The sequence below is a fragment of the Caballeronia udeis genome (genome assembly GCF_044909315.1).
Lineage (GTDB): Bacteria > Pseudomonadota > Gammaproteobacteria > Burkholderiales > Burkholderiaceae > Caballeronia > Caballeronia udeis_A.
Window position 1 is genome coordinate 114,059 of sequence record NZ_JBIYEB010000001.1, and the last position, 15,416, is coordinate 129,474.

The 15,416-nt window shown below is 60.4% G+C and carries 15 protein-coding genes; 7 read left to right on the forward strand and 8 right to left on the reverse strand.

Features of this window, described 5'->3' with window-relative positions; genetic code table 11:
- Positions 1-118: 118 nt before the first annotated feature.
- The 6 genes from hda (at position 119) to panB (ending at position 5,432) form a co-directional block, all read left to right on the forward strand.
- A complete protein-coding gene (gene hda, locus ABH944_RS00520) occupies positions 119-856 on the forward strand; it encodes a DnaA regulatory inactivator Hda (RefSeq protein ID WP_404603913.1) in 738 nt (245 codons plus the stop codon).
- 89 nt (positions 857-945) lie between these two features.
- On the forward strand, positions 946-1,632 hold the full coding sequence (locus ABH944_RS00525; protein WP_404603914.1) for a histidinol-phosphatase: 687 nt from the start codon (positions 946-948) through the stop codon (positions 1,630-1,632).
- Positions 1,625-3,214 (forward strand): polynucleotide adenylyltransferase PcnB, encoded by a 1,590-nt coding sequence (pcnB, locus tag ABH944_RS00530; RefSeq protein ID WP_404603915.1) that lies wholly within the window; start codon positions 1,625-1,627, stop codon positions 3,212-3,214. The genes ABH944_RS00525 and pcnB overlap by 8 nt, the downstream gene beginning before the upstream one ends.
- A 72-nt stretch (positions 3,215-3,286) precedes the next feature.
- Positions 3,287-3,814 carry a 2-amino-4-hydroxy-6-hydroxymethyldihydropteridine diphosphokinase gene (gene folK / locus ABH944_RS00535; RefSeq protein ID WP_404603916.1) on the forward strand — a complete coding sequence of 176 codons (528 nt, stop codon included), beginning with the start codon at positions 3,287-3,289 and terminating at the stop codon, positions 3,812-3,814.
- A gap of 36 nt (positions 3,815-3,850) precedes the next feature.
- The gene (locus ABH944_RS00540; protein WP_404603917.1) at positions 3,851-4,558 is read left to right on the forward strand and encodes a deoxynucleoside kinase; all 708 of its coding nucleotides are present in this window, start codon (positions 3,851-3,853) and stop codon (positions 4,556-4,558) included.
- A 58-nt stretch (positions 4,559-4,616) separates the two neighbouring features.
- Positions 4,617-5,432: a 3-methyl-2-oxobutanoate hydroxymethyltransferase gene (gene panB / locus ABH944_RS00545; RefSeq protein WP_404603918.1), complete on the forward strand. Its 816-nt coding sequence runs from the start codon at positions 4,617-4,619 to the stop codon at positions 5,430-5,432.
- A gap of 80 nt (positions 5,433-5,512) precedes the next feature.
- Here the strand turns inward: panB and pabB are convergent, their stop codons facing one another.
- The 5 genes from pabB to grpE form a co-directional block, all read right to left on the reverse strand.
- Positions 5,513-7,300 carry an aminodeoxychorismate synthase component I gene (gene pabB / locus ABH944_RS00550; protein ID WP_404603919.1) on the reverse strand — a complete coding sequence of 596 codons (1,788 nt, stop codon included), beginning with the start codon at positions 7,298-7,300 and terminating at the stop codon, positions 5,513-5,515.
- 24 nt (positions 7,301-7,324) lie between these two features.
- Positions 7,325-8,467 carry a molecular chaperone DnaJ gene (gene dnaJ, locus ABH944_RS00555; protein WP_404603920.1) on the reverse strand — a complete coding sequence of 381 codons (1,143 nt, stop codon included), beginning with the start codon at positions 8,465-8,467 and terminating at the stop codon, positions 7,325-7,327.
- A 333-nt stretch (positions 8,468-8,800) separates the two neighbouring features.
- Positions 8,801-10,756 (reverse strand): molecular chaperone DnaK, encoded by a 1,956-nt coding sequence (gene dnaK / locus ABH944_RS00560; RefSeq protein WP_404603921.1) that lies wholly within the window; start codon positions 10,754-10,756, stop codon positions 8,801-8,803.
- Positions 10,757-10,946: 190 nt separating this feature from the next.
- The gene (locus ABH944_RS00565) at positions 10,947-11,351 is read right to left on the reverse strand and encodes a thioredoxin family protein (protein ID WP_404603922.1); all 405 of its coding nucleotides are present in this window, start codon (positions 11,349-11,351) and stop codon (positions 10,947-10,949) included.
- Positions 11,352-11,376: 25 nt separating this feature from the next.
- On the reverse strand, positions 11,377-11,958 hold the full coding sequence (gene grpE, locus ABH944_RS00570) for a nucleotide exchange factor GrpE (RefSeq protein WP_404603923.1): 582 nt from the start codon (positions 11,956-11,958) through the stop codon (positions 11,377-11,379).
- A gap of 457 nt (positions 11,959-12,415) precedes the next feature.
- Between grpE and ABH944_RS00575 the strand changes: the two genes are divergently transcribed.
- Positions 12,416-12,577 carry a hypothetical protein gene (locus tag ABH944_RS00575; RefSeq protein ID WP_197500396.1) on the forward strand — a complete coding sequence of 54 codons (162 nt, stop codon included), beginning with the start codon at positions 12,416-12,418 and terminating at the stop codon, positions 12,575-12,577.
- On the opposite strand, the gene ABH944_RS00580 is transcribed toward ABH944_RS00575, so the two are convergent.
- The 3 genes from ABH944_RS00580 to hrcA form a co-directional block, all read right to left on the reverse strand.
- Positions 12,549-12,956 carry an RNA-binding S4 domain-containing protein gene (locus ABH944_RS00580; protein WP_404603924.1) on the reverse strand — a complete coding sequence of 136 codons (408 nt, stop codon included), beginning with the start codon at positions 12,954-12,956 and terminating at the stop codon, positions 12,549-12,551. The two genes, ABH944_RS00575 and ABH944_RS00580, sit on opposite strands and share 29 nt — an antisense overlap.
- 19 nt (positions 12,957-12,975) lie before the next feature.
- Complete coding sequence (gene hemH / locus ABH944_RS00585; protein ID WP_404603925.1) at positions 12,976-14,043, reverse strand: ferrochelatase; 1,068 nt, start codon at positions 14,041-14,043, stop codon at positions 12,976-12,978.
- A gap of 193 nt (positions 14,044-14,236) precedes the next feature.
- The gene (hrcA, locus tag ABH944_RS00590) at positions 14,237-15,253 is read right to left on the reverse strand and encodes a heat-inducible transcriptional repressor HrcA (RefSeq protein ID WP_062091740.1); all 1,017 of its coding nucleotides are present in this window, start codon (positions 15,251-15,253) and stop codon (positions 14,237-14,239) included.
- Between the last annotated feature and the right edge of the window lie 163 nt (positions 15,254-15,416).

Here is a 15,416-nt window from a genome sequence, read left to right on the forward strand (position 1 = left end):
GACTCGCGCCCATCCGGCTGGAAACTCGACCCTGCGCTCAACGCCTTTCGCCACGGCATAAACCGGGCATCGGCATACTGAGCGCGCCGCTTTTCAAGATACGCCCTGACGGAACCGATTGCCCGTGCAACGCCAACTGACGCTCGATCTCGGCACGCCGCCGCTCGCCACCTTCGATAATTTTTTCGCCGCCGGCAACCATGAACTGGTGACCCGTCTGCGCGAACTCGACGGTGCGCTCGCAGCCGGCCCCGTGGCCGACCGGACCTTCTATGTGTGGGGGGAAGCCGGCAGTGGCCGCAGCCATCTGCTGCAAGCGCTGGTGCACGAAGCGAACGGCCGGGCGCGCTTCCTGAGCCCGCAGGCGCCGCTGGCCGCTTTCACGTTCGATCCGAAAGCCAGCGTCTACGCCATCGACGACTGCGAGCGGCTCTCGGGCGCCCAGCAAATTGCGCTCTTCAATCTGTTCAACGAAGTGCGCGCGCATCCGGCAAGCGCGCTGGTGGCAACCGGCAATGTGGCGCCGCTGGGGTTATCGGTGAGAGAAGATTTGCGCACGCGGCTCGGCTGGGGACTCGTGTTCCAGCTCACGCCCCTCTCCGACGAAAGCAAGGCCGGTGCGCTGAAACACGCGGCACGCGAGCGCGGCATTGCGCTGGCGGACGACGTCCCCGCTTACCTGCTCACCCATTTTCGCCGCGACATGCCCAGCCTGATGACCCTGCTCGATGAACTCGACCGCTTTTCGCTGGAACAAAAGCGCGCGGTGACGCTGCCGTTATTACGCACCATGCTCGCCGCCAAAGAAGGCAAGACGGACGATGACACGCCCCGTCCGCAGACCGAGCTTTTTTAGTGCCCCTTTTTTAGCCCCTTTTCAAGCCCATCAACCCGCCGCGAGCAGCTAGCGAACGCTTCCACCCGCTTCAAGTAAAATGCGCTCCCATGAACCTAGCCCTTTTTGATCTCGATCACACTCTCATCCCGACGGATAGCGACCACGAATGGGGTCGCTTCATGGCGAAGCTCGGCATTGTCGACGCCGAGAAGTTCGCGAAGCAAAACGACGCGTTCTACGAAGATTACAAAGCCGGCACGCTCGATATCCATGCGTACCTGAACGCCCAGCTTTCACCGCTCGCCAGGCATTCGCGCGCGCAACTGGACGACTGGCACGCGCAATTCATGCGCGAAATCATCACGCCGGCCATTGCGCCCGCCGCGCTCGAACTCGTGCGCAAGCACCAGCAAGCCGGCGATCTCTGCTGCCTCGTCACCGCCACGAACGCATTCATCACGGCGCCAATAGGCCGGGCGTTCGGAATTGAAGCGTTGATCGCATGCGAGGTCGAAACGGTCGACAATGTGCCTAACGGCGAGTTGACCGGCCGCGCAACGGGCACGCCGAGCTATCGCGAGGGCAAGATCGTACGCACCGAAGCGTGGCTAGCGTCGATGGGAAAAAGCCTGACCGACTTCGAACACAGCTACTTCTACAGCGACTCGCACAACGACATTCCTCTACTCGAGAAAGTCACCGACCCGATCGCGACCAATCCCGACGACACCCTGCGCGCCCATGCGCAAGCCCGCGGCTGGCGCATCCTGGAAATCTTCTCCCCACGTGATTAAAAAACTCATCCGCAAGCTGTTCGGCCAGGAAAGCGCCAAAGAAGAGACCCCGGCAACCGCCCCGCTCTCCGACGATGTAAAACCCGCCCGCAAGAGCACGCGCAAGAAAGCCACGCCCGCCGCGGCGAAGCGCGATCCCAACGTGCCGGTGATCCTGTCGGCGGATGTGCATGGCATCGACCCGGCGCTGATCTCGAAGAACGCGATTCGCGTTACCGAGGGCCTGCAGCAAGGCGGGCATCGCGCGTTTATCGTGGGTGGCGCGGTGCGCGACCTGCTGCTGAACGTGGCGCCGAAGGATTTCGACGTTGCAACGGACGCCACGCCCGACCAGGTGCAGAAGCTGTTCCGCCGCGCGCGCATCATTGGCCGGCGATTCCAGATCGTGCACGTGCAGTTCGGACAGGACATCATCGAGACGTCGACATTCCGCGCGCTCGTCGATACCCCTGTCGACGCTCCGCCCTCGCCGCCTCCGCCCCGCCTGCGGCGCGGCGAGATGGACACGCGCACGCATGCGGTCGATGCCAGCGGCCGCGTGCTGCGCGACAACGTGTGGGGCGAGCAGCACGAAGACGCCACGCGCCGGGACTTCACTATCAACGCCATGTATTACGATCCGGCCACGCAAACCGTGCTGGATTATCACGACGGCATGGCCGACATCCGCGCGCGTTTGCTGCGCATGATCGGCGACCCGGCTACGCGGTATCGCGAAGATCCGGTGCGCATGCTGCGGGTTGTACGTTTTGCCGCGAAGCTGGGCTTCGAGATCGAGCCCGCCACGCGTGCGCCGATCGCGGAACTGGCCGACCTGATCAGCAACGTGCCGGCAGCCCGTCTCTTCGACGAAATGCTCAAGCTGCTGCTCTCAGGCCACGCGCTCGCGTGCCTGACGCGGTTGCGCGCCGAAGGTTTGCATCACGGCGTGCTGCCGCTGCTCGACGTGATTTTCGAATCGACGCACGGCGAGAAATTCATCACGCTCGCACTGACCAATACCGACGAACGCGTGCGCGCCGGCAAGGGTGTATCGCCAGGTTTCCTGTTCGCCACGCTGCTCTGGAACGACATGCAGACTCGCTGGCAGCAATACACGCTGGCCGGTGAATTCCCCGTGCCCGCCCTGCATCGCGCGATGGACGACGTGCTCGACATGCAGACCGAAAAGCTCGCTATCCACAAGCGCTTTTCGTCGGATATGCGCGAGATATGGGGTCTGCAACATCGGCTCGAAAAACGCTCGGGCAGAAGCGCGATGAAGCTGCTGGAACACCAAAGGTTTAGGGCGGGTTATGATTTCCTCCTGCTGCGATGCGAATCCGGTGAGCTGGATGCATCGGTTGGGCAGTGGTGGACGGATTTTATTGAAGGGGACGCTGCTGCGCGGGAGTCATTGCTTTCGCAAGGCGGGAAGGACCGGGCACCCAAGAAACGACGGCGGCGTAGCAGCAACGCCAGGAGCCGCGGACCGGGTGACGGAATGCAGGGCGGCGCGACCGCAGAAGGGTCAGCTCGCGAAGAGCGTGACGTGCGTGACGTGCGGTATGGCGACGAAAGTGGTGGCCAGCGCGACGATTGACACGGACCGCGCGCGTTTTGACCAACGCGTTTGAGTCGTGTTTCGCCGAACGACAGTCGTAGGATTCATGCCATGACGGTAGCTTATCTGGGCCTGGGCGCAAACCTCGGTGACGCGCGCCAGACCCTGAAAGACACAGTGGTGTGTCTTGCCCAGCAACACACGATCACCGTGCTCGCGAAGTCGAGCCTCTATCGCACCGCGCCTGTTGACGCCGGTGGCGACGACTACTTCAATTGTGTCGTCAAGATCGATACCACGCTGGCCGCACGCCAGCTGCTGCGGCTGTGCCACGGCATAGAAAGCCATTTCGGACGCGAGCGCCCGTACCGGAACGCGCCGCGTACGCTCGATATCGACATCCTCCTGTATGGCGATTCCTGCGTCGAGGAAGCCGATCTCGTCGTGCCGCACCCGCGCCTCACCGAGCGCGCGTTTACACTCGTGCCCTTGATCGAACTCGACCGCAATGTCGTCATCGCGCAACGTGGCCGCGCCGATGCATTTCTCGCTTCGGTCCAGGATCAACGTATTGAAAAAGTGGCGACACATCAGTGTCCGCTATTCGCTTCCCGCTGCACTTCGCGACGCGAAGCCTAGAATTTCGCGACACGAAGCCTGAAAGGTGAATAGCCCATGAGCATGTCGCCCCTTACCGTCACCGCGCCGCAGTTGCGCCCGCCGCATCGGTACATTGCGATTGAAGGGCCCATTGGCGTCGGCAAGACCACGCTGGCGCGCTTGCTTGCCGAACGCTGGTCAATGCGCACGCTGTTCGAGCGCCCGCAGGAGAACGTGTTTCTCGAGCGGTTTTATCGCGACAACACGCGTTACGCGCTGCCCACGCAATTGCAGTTCGCGTTGCAGCGCGCGCAGCAAACGCAGGAAATCGCGGCGGCGCTGCTGGGTGCACCGGGGCATCACGGGCAAAACGCCGGCGCGCCGCTCATCACCGATTTCCTCACCGATAAAACCGCGCTGTTCGCACGCCTCACGCTTCCCGACGACGAATTCGAGCTGTTCCGGGAAATCACCAGGCGTATTGATGCTTCCGCGCCCGCGCCGGATCTGGTCGTGTATTTGCAGGCAAGTCCCGAGGTGTTGTTCGCGCGCATTCAAAAGCGCGCGCTGCCGATGGAACTGCAAATTCCCGACGCCTACCTGCGCGCCCTTTGCGACGCCTACAATGACTTCTTCTATCACTACGACGCGACACCGCTGCTTACGGTGAACGCCGAGCATTTGAATCCGCTGGAATCGGACGCCGATTTGGCGCTGCTGGTAGACCGCATTGAAACCATGCGTGGGCGCAAGGAATTCTTTGTCAAGGGCACGTCACTTTAAGTCCGTCCGGCTTGCGCGCAGGCGTGCCGTCTCTTATCTAGTCGATGTGGAAATTCTCATGGCGTATTTGCAGGAAACCAGCCGCACCGCGATCACCGTCCCGAAGCTCAGGACCATGCGCGAAGCCGGCGAAAAAATCGCGATGCTCACGTGTTACGACGCAAGTTTTTCCGCGTTGCTGGATAGCGCGGGCGTCGATGTATTGCTGATCGGCGATTCGCTTGGAAACGTGCTGCAAGGGCATGGCACGACGCTGCCCGTGACACTGGCCGATATTGCCTATCACACAGCCGCCGTCGCACGGGGCAACAAGAACGCGCTGGTTGTCGCCGATATGCCGTTTGGTACGGTCAGCTCGCGCGAGGAAACTTATGCGAACGCCGTGCAGTTGATGCGCGCGGGTGCGCAAATGGTGAAGATCGAAGGCGGTGAATGGGTCGCCGATACAGTCAAGTTTCTGGTTGACCGGGCCATTCCTGTTTGCGGGCATGTGGGCTTGACGCCGCAATCGGTGCACGCGTTTGGCGGGTTCAAGGTGCAAGGGAAAACCGACGCCGGCGCCGAGCAAATGCGCCGCGACGCTCAGGCGTTCCAGGACGCCGGCGCGCAGTTGCTGGTGATCGAAGCGGTGCCTACGTTGCTGGCCCGCGAGGTGACGCAGCAGTTGGTCATCCCGACGATTGGCATTGGCGCGGGGATCGAGTGTTCGGGCCAGGTGCTTGTGCTGCACGACATGCTCGGGATTTTCCCCGGCAAACGGCCACGGTTTGTTAAAGACTTCATGCAAGGGCAGCCGAGTATTTTTGCGGCCGTCGAGGCATATGTCCGTGCTGTCAGGGAGAAGACGTTTCCCGGGCCGGAGCATACGTTTTAAAGGGGTTTTGCTGACATCGATGGTCGGGGCGCGTTTGAGTGTTCATCGCGTTCCCATTACTGCACACATTTCGCTTCCGCTTAGCTCAACCGCTTCAGCCGCGCCGGCATCGCGCCACGCAGCGCGTTGCAAACCATCAACGATTCCGCACGGTCCAGGTCCTCACGCGTCAGCGTGCGTTCCTCGGCATCCAGCTCTTCGATCAATACACCGCGCATCACGCCCGGCAACACTCCCGCGTCAAGCGGCGGTGTGGTCCAACGGCCATTGAGTCTCACGAACACGTTCGATCGGCCGCCTTCCGTCAACTCTCCGCGCTCGTTAAAAAACAGCATGTCGAACGCGCCTAGCGCTTCGGCCGCGCGCCACGCGCGGTCATATTCCTCACGCGACGTCGTCTTGTGCCTGAGCAAAGGATCATCCGCCGATCGCGCTGCGAAGCCATGTTCCGATGCCAGCAAAACATCAACCGCCGATGCCGCCAACGGCACGAGCGGCGCACTCGTCACAGCAATCTCGCCGCTTTTGCTCAACGCAATCCGCAACCGATAACCCGTCTTCGCCTCAAAGCCCGCACATGCTTCATCGATACATTCCTGCACCTTCACCGGATCAAACGGGAAACCGCACCATTCGGCGCTGGAGGCAAGCCGGGCAAGATGACGATCTCCGTAGCGAACGCCCTCTTCCTGTGTAGCAAAAGTGGTCTCGAAGAGTTGGAAGCCCGGATCGGAGCCGGTCAGGAATTGGGCCTTCAATTCGCACTCCTCGAATTCATCGGCGGCAATGCTATCCAGCACAATGCCGCCGCCAACGCCCATCTTGCCTCGGCCGCGCAGTATTTCCAGCGTGCGGATCGGCACGGACAAACAGAAGTCTCGGCTTTTATCCAGCCAGCCGATCGCGCCCGTATAAATGCCGCGCGGCGTGCTTTCCAGCGCGTCGATCAACTGCATTGTGTTGTGCTTCGGCGCGCCCGTGATCGAGCCGCAGGGCAGCAGCGCCCGGAGTATGCCGGCGAACGTGGTGCCGGGAAGCAAGCGCGCCTCTACCGTCGACGTCATCTGCCAAACCGACTTGTACGGCTCGACCGAAAACAAATGCGGCACCTGCACGCTTCCCGTGACCGCGACACGCGACATGTCGTTACGCAGCAGGTCGACGATCATCAGGTTTTCGGCGCGATTCTTTGGATCGAGCCGCAGCCATTCGGGGTCCACGCTGCGCGGCGCCGTGCCCTTCATCGGACGTGCTCGGATCACATCGCCCTGGCGCTCGATGAACAACTCGGGTGAGCACGACAGCACATCGCGTCCGTCGGGTAGCGCAATCAGCGCGCCATAACGCACCGGCTGCCGCTCCCTCAGCCTTCGATATAACCCGATCGTCGAACCGAACACATCGAAGGCAAGACGGAACGTGTAGTTGACCTGATAAGAATCGCCTGCCAGCAACGCTTCCTGAACAGCCGCAATGGCTTGCTCGAACGCATCGCGCGACACACTCGCTTCGATGTTCGCCACCCCGGCCACCGATGGCCGATCAGCCAGGCCGTTATCGCGCGAGGTGAGCCAACTCTCGGTTTCTTCACGCGACAACAACGTGCACTCGCGGAACAACAAAAAGCGCAGCGCGGCATTGCCGGGCTGCGCTAACTGGAGGTTGCGGCCAAATTCATAGTCTGCGAGCACGACGGCGTGCAGTTCGTCGCGCAGGTCTGCATCAACACTCGCGCAGACTTCGTCGAGTTGAGCGGGATCATGACACGACCGTTCGTGCAAGAAGCTGGCGTAAAGGCGACTCGACCGCCTGTCGGCGGTCGAGTCGCAATCGTCGAGCAGCGCAAAGACCTCGCTGCGTTGCTGCATGATTAGTGCCTTGATCGAAGAAACTCAGTCGAAGAAACTCTTCACCCGATCGAACCAGCTCTTGCTTTGCGGGCTGTGACGCGAGCCGCCCTCGGTCAGCGAGCGTTCGAACTGCTTGAGCAGATCGCGTTGCTGGTCGGTGAGCTTGACCGGCGTTTCGACCTGCACATGCACATATAGGTCCCCGGCAATGCTCGAGCGCAATCCCTTGATACCCTTGCTACGCAGCCGGAACGTCTTGCCCGACTGAGTACCTTCCGGCACGGTGAAACTCGCGCGGCCAGCCAGCGTAGGCACTTCAATCTCACCGCCAAGCGCCGCCGTGGTGAAGGGAATCGGCATCTGGCAATGCAGGTCGTCGCCGTCGCGTTCGAACACCGAGTGCTGCTTGATGTGAATCTCGACGTACAAGTCACCGCTCGGACCGCCATTGATGCCCGGCTCGCCGTTACCCGACGAACGAATCCGCATACCGTCGTCAATACCGGCCGGGATCTTCACTTCCAGCGTCTTCGTTTCCTTCACCTTGCCCGCGCCGTGGCAATGGCCGCACGGCTCAGGAATGTAGGTGCCGGTGCCATGACACTTCGGGCAAGTCTGCTGGATGCTGAAAAAGCCCTGCGACATACGCACGGTGCCTTGTCCCTGGCACGTCGGACAGGTTTCCGGCTTGGTGCCGGGCTTCGCGCCCGAGCCCTTGCAGATCTCGCAATTTACCCAGCTCGGCACGCGAATTTGCGTGTCGTAGCCATGCGCGGCCTGCTCCAGCGAGATTTCCATGCTGTAGCGCAAATCCGCACCGCGATAAACCTGCGGACCCGCACGCCCGCGGCTGGCTCCCGCCCCACCGCCGGCCGCCTGGCCGAAGATGTCGCCGAAAATATCGCCGAATGCGTCTGCGAAACCGCCGAAACCCTGCTGACCTGCGCCGGCCATGTTCGGATCGACGCCTGCATGCCCGTACTGATCGTAGGCTGCGCGCTTTTGCGGATCAGAGAGCATTTCGTAGGCCTCTTTGACCTCCTTGAAATGCGCTTCCGAATCCTTGTTATCCGGATTGCGGTCGGGGTGATGCTTCATCGCAAGCTTGCGATAAGCCTTCTTGATTTCGTCGTCGCTCGCATTCTTCGCGACGCCCATAACCTCGTAGTAATCCCGTTTCGCCATATCGGTTCAGCGCCCCCGTGCCTGATCGAAGATCAGGTCCGGCGGCTCCCTCTTGGATGCCTGGAGTCTCGCGACTCATGTGGTTCGTCGACGCCTGGCCTTCATGCGGGACTCGCGCGATCAAAAGATGATCGGCACGCTTGGGTCAACCCGCACAAAACGCAGCGCCCTCTAAAAAACAACGTGCCCGGGAAGCCATTTGGCTCGCCAGGCGCGCTCTTCGTCCGTACGCTCAGTCGCGCACGAGACATTTTCCGTCGCGGTCCCATGCAAGGCCGAAGCCGCACGAGACCGGTTCCTTCATCGACGAATCGCTGATGCGGTTCAATCGACTTAGTCCTTCTTCACTTCCTTGAAGTCGGCGTCGACGACATCATCGTGCTGCTCCGGCGCCGCTTGCGCACCCGGACCGCCTGCTGCGCCCGCTGCACCTGCCGCGCCCGCCGCACCTTGCGCTGCAGCCATGTCGGCATACATCTTTTCGCCGAGTTTCTGCGACGCCGTTGCCAGCGCTTCGATCTTCGCGTCGATCGCGGCCTTGTCGCTCGCCGTGCTCTTCAGCGCTTCTTCAAGATCCTTCAACGCCGCTTCGATCTTTTCCTTCTCAGCCGCTTCGACCTTGTCGCCGTATTCCGCCACGGCCTTCTTCGTGCTGTGCACCAGCGCGTCGCCCTGATTGCGCGAATCGGCCAGTTCACGCAGACGGTGATCTTCGTCGGCGTTCGCTTCGGCGTCCTTCACCATCTTGTCGATCTCGGCGTCCGACAGACCCGAGTTCGCCTTGATGACGATCTTGTTTTCCTTGCCGGTCGCCTTGTCCTTCGCGCCGACGTGGAGAATGCCATTCGCGTCAATATCAAAGCTCACTTCAATCTGCGGCGTGCCGCGTGCTGCGGGCGGAATGCCTTCGAGGTTGAACTCGCCCAGCAGCTTGTTGCCTGCTGCCATCTCGCGCTCGCCCTGGAACACCTTGATCGTCACGGCGCTCTGGTTGTCGTCGGCGGTCGAATAGACCTGTGCGTGCTTGGTCGGGATGGTCGTGTTCTTGTTGATCATCTTCGTCATCACGCCGCCAAGGGTTTCAATACCCAGCGACAACGGCGTCACGTCCAGCAGCAGCACGTCCTTGCGATCGCCCGACAGAACCTGGCCTTGAATCGCGGCGCCCACGGCCACGGCTTCGTCCGGGTTCACGTCGCGACGCGGTTCCTTGCCGAAGAATTCCTTAACCTTTTCCTGCACCTTCGGCATACGCGTCATACCGCCGACCAGGATGATGTCGTCGATTTCGCCGACCTTCACGCCTGCATCTTTAATAGCGATACGGCACGGTTCCATCGTGCGTTCGATCAGGTCTTCGACCAGCGACTCAAGCTTCGCACGCGTAATTTTCAGGTTCAAGTGCTTCGGACCCGACGCGTCCGCCGTGATGTACGGCAGGTTGATTTCGGTCTGAGCAGCAGACGACAACTCGATCTTCGCCTTTTCAGCCGCTTCTTTCAGGCGTTGCAGCGCGAGCACGTCCTTGCTCAGGTCAACGCCTTGATCCTTCTTGAACTCGGAGATGATGTAGTCAATGATGCGCTGGTCAAAATCTTCGCCGCCGAGGAACGTGTCGCCGTTCGTGGAGAGCACTTCGAACTGCTTCTCACCGTCCACGTCCGCGATTTCGATGATCGACACGTCGAACGTACCGCCGCCCAAGTCGTACACGGCAATCTTGCGATCGCCCTTTTCGTTCTTGTCGAGGCCGAACGCGAGCGCGGCTGCGGTCGGTTCGTTGATGATTCGCTTCACTTCCAGACCGGCGATACGGCCTGCATCTTTCGTCGCCTGACGCTGGCTGTCGTTGAAGTACGCCGGAACCGTGATCACGGCTTCCGTCACTTCTTCGCCGAGATAGTCCTCAGCGGTCTTCTTCATCTTGCGCAGCACTTCAGCCGAGATTTGCGGCGGCGCCAGTTTTTGATCGCGGGCTTCGACCCAGGCGTCACCGTTATCGGCGCGCACGATCTTGTAAGGCATCAGCGCGATGTCCTTTTGCACTTCTTTTTCGTCGAAACGGCGGCCAATCAACCGTTTGACTGCGTACAGCGTGTTCCTCGGGTTCGTCACCGACTGGCGCTTCGCCGGCGCGCCGACGAGAATTTCGTTGTCGTCCACATAAGCGATGATCGACGGCGTGGTGCGCGTGCCTTCCGCGTTCTCAATTACCTTGACCGTGTTGCCTTCCATGATCGCGACGCACGAGTTCGTCGTGCCCAGATCGATACCAATGATTCTGCCCATTTTTATCACTCTCCTGACTTTGATTGCAGCAGGCCCGATTTCGCGTTTTCGACGTGTTTGACGATCGAATTCGCTACTCGGACGCCCAAAATTTAACCCTGTACGCCAAATAAGAGCGTTCGCATCGTTTTCAAGACCAAAAACTGATGCTTTCCCGCTTTTTTTCAGCCGATCTGAAACCTTTCCTGACTTACCTGCTCAAGCCCTTCGCTTCGAGCGCCCGGATTTTCTCGCGAGCGGCGACGACAGCGGCTTCGAACTGGCCAAGCCCATGCCAGCCGGTTGCTCGTCCCAGGCGCTTGCCCCGGTAGAAGAAGAACCAGGTTGGCACGCCATGCAACATGAAACGGCGGCCGAGATCGCGATGCTCGTAAACGTTGCTGTGAAACCATTTCAGCCCGAGCGCCCGGATTTCGTCCGGTTTTGCGAGCATCGCCTTCTTCGCGATTTCGCAGTTGAAGCACTCGAAACCCCAGAAAAACACGACGGCCAATTCGTCCGCTGCCGACTCAAGACCGGCATCGAACGTCTCGGCACTCAGCTCCTGCATGTCAAAAACGGCAAACGCGGAGGCGTCGACGGGGATATTGGCCATGCAGCAGCGTCTTTAACTGGAACGCTTATTTCGGCGCAGCGACTGTGACCAGCGCCGGACGCAAAACGCGGTCCGCAATCACATAGCCCTTTTGAAGCACCGAAACCACCGTGTTCGCGTCCTGGTCGGCCGGCACCATCGAAATAGCCTGATGGCGATGTGGATCGAACTTCTCGCCCACCGGATTGACCTCGACCACACGGCCCTTTTCGAGCGCGGCAGTCAGTTGGCGCAGCGTCAGTTCAACGCCTTCGCGGACTTTTGCCAGGTCGGTGGATGAATGCGTCAGCGCGGCTTCCAGGCTGTCGAGCACCGGCAACAGGTTTTCCGCGAAATTTTCGATCGCGAATTTATGCGCCTTCTGCACATCTTCCTGCGCCCGGCGCCGCACATTCTCGGTCTCGGCTTTCGCGCGCAAAAACTCTTCTTGCAACGACGTCACCCGCGCTTGCGCTTCGGCGAGCAATGCTTCAGTTTCGTTCGCGTCGACGGTTTCCGGTGCGGAAGTCGCGTCCGGCACGCCGGGCTGCTGGATAGTTTGAGCCGCCGCGGGATTGTCGGCGGGCGTAGGGTTCTGGCTCGCGGAGTTGTCTTGCGTGTTTTCCATGTCGCTTGAGATTTTGCTATGGGTGAAAACGGGTGAAATCGAACGCAACGTTGCGGGTTCGGCTCATCAAAAAGCTGCCGATGATACCGCCAACTCAACGTTGCAAAAACACAACGGGCCTCAACGGCAGACGGTGCGAGTAAAGCGGGGTGCATCCTGTGTTCGTCCTAAGCAACCCATCTGAGGCTCAGACGAGCGTTTTCAAGGGGTTGCACGCGCTTTCCGGGGCCGTTTCTAGACTGCGGAAATGGCCGGTTACAACCATTTTCGACCTGTCATCAGATTCAGATTGAGCCGGTTGACTTGCTCGCCTACACTTCGAACATGACTCCGGAAGCACTAGTTAACCCTAATCTTACGATTGCCCGAAGCCAAGTTTTTTTAATCGCTAAAGCCTGTTTCAAGTCAGCTCTAGCGCCCGTTTTTCAGAGTTGTTGCGTTGTTACAGGGGGTGCCCATGAAACTGACCTTTGCTATTGCGATCGTCGCATTGGTACTCGTTGGCGGCACCACGACCATCTGCATGTCAGGCGCGGTCAATGACCGCACCACGGAGTACGGCGGCATTTCGGCCACCATGGAACACTTTTTCAGTCCGAACCTGAAAGTTTGTCGATAATGCGGCGGTCGCGCTTGGTTGGGCGACCCTGCAATGCGGCTGCCGGCTCGCGATACGTCTTCCTCCGCTCATTCTCCGCCACGCGTTTTTCCCTTCCAGAATCGGTTTCCGCATAAAGCGTCTGCGCAATGGGGGCGGGACCGCGTACTTCGCAAATTCCCAGCACGTTCACTTGCCAAAGCACGTGCTCAATCTCGATCTCCACGAGATCGCCAATGCGCACATCCTTGGACGGCTTGACGTTCGCGCCGCCAATTCGCACACGGCCCTTCTCGACAGCGTCGCCGGCCAATGAGCGCGTTTTGAAAAAACGCGCTGCCCACAGCCATCTGTCGATACGAAGGCGCGCGCCGGAGTCCGTTGAGATCTGGTAGTTCACAAGTGGTCAGTTAGATGGTCTATGCGGCCGCGCTCAGCGTTTGCGGCACCTGAACCGGCCAGCCCTGCAGGTGCTGCGCGACAATTTCGCCCAGCGCCTTGATCCAGGCCGGCGATGCATTCAGGCAGGGAATCCGGTGAAACTCCTTGCCGCCCGCGTGCAGGAATTCATCACGCACTTCAATGCCAATTTCCTCGATAGTTTCCAGGCAATCCGACGTAAAACCCGGGCAGAACACGTCCACCCGCTTCACACCCGCCGCGCCGAGTTCGGCCAGCGAGGGCGCCGTATAAGGCTGCAGCCATTCTGCCCGGCCAAAACGTGATTGAAATGTCACCCGGCATTCGACCGGCGACAACCCGAGCGCCGCCATGAGCAACGAGCCGGTCTGTTGACACTGGTCATGATACGGGTCGCCAAGATCCATGGTGCGTTTGGGCACGCCGTGAAAACTCAGCACCAGCCGGTCACCCGCCGCGAAGTCCGGCTGCCCGTGATGCCGCCAATAGTCCCGCACCTGCTCGGCCAGCGCGCCAATATAGGCCGGATGGTCAGCATATTGGCGGATGGTGCGCAGTTCCGGCTGGTTGCGCACGCGCCGCAAGGCGTTGAATGCGTCGTCAAACGCGGTGGCCGTGGTCGATGACGAATATTGCGGATACATGGGTACCAGCAGCACGCGCTCGGCGCCTTCCAGCTTGAGTTGATTCATCATGGCCGGAATGCCGGGCGTCCCGTAGCGCATAGCATAGTCAACTATTACGTGATAGTCGTTCACCATGAACAAGCGCCGCAACGCCTCCACCTGCTTTTCCGTATGGACCCGCAGCGGCGAACCTTCGGGCAGCCATACCTGGGCATATTTCTTCGCCGACGCCCGGCCGCGAAACGGCAGGATTGCCAGCCGCAGGATCACCTGCCATGCGAGCGCCGGAATTTCCACCACCCGCGGGTCCGACAAGAATTGCGCAAGGTACTTGCGCACCGCCTTGGGCGTGGGCGCGTCCGGCGTGCCGAGGTTGATCAGCAGCACCGCAACGCGATGCGAAGCGGAAGGCTGCGAAGGCAACTCGAGGTCGTAGCGCATAAAAGAAAGAGGCTGCGAAGCCCGTGTAAGTATGTGAAACCCATTATAGCGGCGGCCTTCGGAACGCAACATCGACCGAACGGCCGACTGGTGCACGGGGCTTGGGACGTGGCAAGATGGGTTGTCTGCCGGGGTTCGCAGCATTTTGCGGGCCGCACCGGCGGATGGCTTGTTGCAAGCCGCTTGTATCGGCCTACTGCTGACTGAGCGAGAGCGACAGCAGGCGCGCGGTGATATCGACAATGGGAATGACGCGGTTGTACGCCATCCGCGTGGGTCCAATCACCCCCAGCGTGCCCACGATTGTCCCGTTCACTTCATAGGGCGCGGTCACCACGCTCATTTCCTCGATCGGCACGAGATTCGACTCGCCGCCTATAAATATCTGCACGCCTTGCGCGTGGCTCGAGACATCGAGTAATTGAAGGAGACTCGTCTTTTGGTCGAACACGTCGAAAAGCTTGCGCAGCCGCGCCATGTCGGAAGAAAGATCCGCCACTTCCAGCAGGTTGCGTTCGCCGGAAATCAGCAGGGTGTCGCCCTGATCCGTTTCGTCGACACTCGCGGCCACCGCTGCCTGCATCAGCGAGGTCATGTCACCGCGCAACGCGTCGATTTCCTCGCGCAGTCGGCGGCGTACTTCGTTGAAGGACAAACCGGCGAAATTCGCGTTGATATAGTTCGACGCCTCGGTGAGCTGCGACGGCGAGTAGTCGCGCTGGGTCGCCATGATGCGGTTCTGCACGTCACCTTCCGGCGTCACGATGATCAGCAGGATGCGCTTGTCGGACAGGCGCATGAACTCGATCTGCTTGAACATATGGCTGCGGCGCGGCGTGAGAATGACGCCCGCGAACTGCGAAAGATTCGACAGCACGCTCGCGGCGGCGGCCACGATCTTCGCCGGCTCGCCGCCCTGCAGCTTGATCTTGACGGCGGACGTCATGGCTTCGTCGTCGGTGGTTTCGACGGTGAGCATGGTGTCCACGAAGAGCCGGTAGCCGCGTGGCGTAGGAATCCGTCCTGCCGACGTATGCGGACTCACTACCAGTCCGAGGTCCTCCAGGTCCGACATGACGTTGCGGATGGTGGCCGGGCTGAGCTCGAGTCCGGAGTAACGCGAAAGCGTGCGGGAACCGACCGGCTGACCTTCGGCGATATAGCGCTCGATCAGCGTCTTGAGGAGGGTCTGGGCACGTGGGTCTAGCATGGGGAAATTTTAGCTCAACGTGTAAGGAAACAGCGAGCACACCAAATATGGCGATGGCGGGCTGACGTTATTTTGTCATTCATCCGTCATCAATTCATGATCGATACCATTCTAGCGACAATTCCCCGTTACGCCCGGGGCTTAACATATATAGGACAACCCA

Bases quoted from the DNA above. Each gene is read 5' to 3' on its own strand.
- ABH944_RS00525 (WP_404603914.1), top strand. From the start codon at position 946: ATGAACCTAGCCCTTTTTGATCTCGATCACACTCTCATCCCGACGGAT.
- folK (WP_404603916.1), top strand. From the start codon at position 3,287: ATGACGGTAGCTTATCTGGGCCTGGGCGCAAACCTCGGTGACGCGCGC.
- ABH944_RS00540 (WP_404603917.1), top strand. From the start codon at position 3,851: ATGAGCATGTCGCCCCTTACCGTCACCGCGCCGCAGTTGCGCCCGCCG.
- panB (WP_404603918.1), top strand. From the start codon at position 4,617: ATGGCGTATTTGCAGGAAACCAGCCGCACCGCGATCACCGTCCCGAAG.
- pabB (WP_404603919.1), bottom strand. From the start codon at position 7,300: ATGCAGCAACGCAGCGAGGTCTTTGCGCTGCTCGACGATTGCGACTCG.
- dnaJ (WP_404603920.1), bottom strand. From the start codon at position 8,467: ATGGCGAAACGGGATTACTACGAGGTTATGGGCGTCGCGAAGAATGCG.
- dnaK (WP_404603921.1), bottom strand. From the start codon at position 10,756: ATGGGCAGAATCATTGGTATCGATCTGGGCACGACGAACTCGTGCGTC.
- ABH944_RS00565 (WP_404603922.1), bottom strand. From the start codon at position 11,351: ATGGCCAATATCCCCGTCGACGCCTCCGCGTTTGCCGTTTTTGACATG.
- grpE (WP_404603923.1), bottom strand. From the start codon at position 11,958: ATGGAAAACACGCAAGACAACTCCGCGAGCCAGAACCCTACGCCCGCC.
- ABH944_RS00575 (WP_197500396.1), top strand. From the start codon at position 12,416: ATGAAACTGACCTTTGCTATTGCGATCGTCGCATTGGTACTCGTTGGC.
- hemH (WP_404603925.1), bottom strand. From the start codon at position 14,043: ATGCGCTACGACCTCGAGTTGCCTTCGCAGCCTTCCGCTTCGCATCGC.
- hrcA (WP_062091740.1), bottom strand. From the start codon at position 15,253: ATGCTAGACCCACGTGCCCAGACCCTCCTCAAGACGCTGATCGAGCGC.